This window comes from Pseudomonas sp. ACN8, assembly GCF_002303925.1.
GTDB lineage: Bacteria > Pseudomonadota > Gammaproteobacteria > Pseudomonadales > Pseudomonadaceae > Aquipseudomonas.
Window position 1 is genome coordinate 1 of record NZ_MRCS01000110.1, and the last position, 1666, is coordinate 1666.

Annotated in this window: 1 protein-coding gene; it reads left to right on the forward strand. The window is 59.1% G+C overall.

Translation table 11 applies throughout. From position 1 onward, the window contains the following. Positions 1-75: 75 nt before the first annotated feature. A protein-coding gene (locus BSF44_RS29115) for an IS3 family transposase (RefSeq protein WP_095946423.1) occupies positions 76-1628 on the forward strand; the annotation gives its coding sequence in 2 pieces (ribosomal slippage) (positions 76-538 and positions 538-1628; 1554 coding nt in all). Positions 1629-1666: the final 38 nt, after the last annotated feature.

Here is a 1666-nt window from a genome sequence, read left to right on the forward strand (position 1 = left end):
CCCCCGGTGTCAGGATAGTTGTCGCCTCTCCGAATTTTCCTAAAAAAGCACATCGGGGGCGGAAAGAGACTGGTCGTGCCGTACTATTCACCTGAACGCAGAGCCGCATTACTCAAGATGCTGCTTCCCCCGCTGAACCTGTCGATGGCCGAGGTTTCCCGGCGCGAAGGGGTCAGCGAAATGTCTTTGTCCAACTGGCGCAAGCAGCTCAGTTCTGAAGGAAGTGCAGTGTCCGAAAACAAGTCATCGGCCGAGAGCTGGCCAGCCGAAATCAAGTTTGCTGTCGTCCTTGAAGCGTCCGGCTTGTCCGAGATCGACCTGGGCGAGTATTGCCGCCGCAAAGGCCTTTACCCCGAGCAAATCACGGCCTGGCGACAAGCCTTCATCACCGGCCAGAAATCGGAAAAGGTCCAGCAAAAAGAAGACCGGGAACAGTCTCGCAAAGATAAGAAGCGCATCCAGGAACTTGAGCGCGAACTGCGCCGCAAAGACAAGGCGCTCGCTGAAACAGCCGCGTTGTTGGTGCTGCGAAAAAAGCTCAACGACTACTGGGGGACCGACAACGAGGACAACTGACGTCTTTGCCGCAACGGCAGTTGTTCGTTGACTGGCTGAGCGAAGCCGTCGCGGCGGGAGCCAGAAAAATCAGGGCCTGCCAGGAGGTCGGTTTATCGCTACGAACCCTGCAACGCTGGACCGGCCCCGAGATCGTTCAGGCCGATGCTCGAACGACTATCGTGCGACCAGCGCCGCGTAATGCGCTGAGTGAGGTCGAGCGACAGGCGATTGTGACGCTGTGCAACAGCGCTGATTACGCTCACTTGCCGCCCAGCCAGATCGTGCCGCGCCTGGCCGATCAAGGGCGTTATCTGGCGTCGGAGGCCACGTTCTATCGCGTCCTGCGTGCGGCGGGTCAACAGCAACATCGCGGACGTAGTCAGCACCCCAGACGACATGCGGCACCGACCACGCATGCGGCCAAAGGGCCCAATCAGGTGTGGTCGTGGGACATCACGTATCTGCCGTCGCCTATACGCGGCCAGTATTACTACCTCTATCTGATCGAGGATATTTACAGCCGCAAGGCCGTGGGCTGGGAGGTCTACGACGCGGAAAGCGGCGAGAAAGCCGCCGCGCTGCTGCAACGCAGCGTGATCGGCGAGCAGTGTTTACACGAACCGCTGGTGCTGCACTCAGACAACGGAGCGCCGATGAAATCGGTGACGCTGTTGAGCAAGATGTACGAACTGGGGATCACGCCCTCGCGAGGCCGGCCGCGGGTCAGCAACGACAATCCCTACTCGGAGTCGCTGTTTAGAACGCTGAAATACTGCCCGCAATGGCCGCAGAATGGTTTTGCCAGTTTGGACGCCGCACGAGTATGGGTGAGGGACTTCATGCGTTGGTACAACAACGAGCACCGGCATAGCCGTATCCGGTTCGTCACACCGGCTGAGCGGCATCGAGGACTGGACCATCGGGTCTTGGCCCGGCGACATGAGCTGTACGAACGAGCCAAAGAGAAAAAGCCGGAACGGTGGTCGGCTCGAACGCGTAACTGGGAACCGATCGGCACCGTGCTGTTGAACCCGGATCGAGAGCAACAGGTCGAGAAAAGAGCGGCATAGTTAGACGGTTGACGCGACAACTACCTTGAAAAACGCCG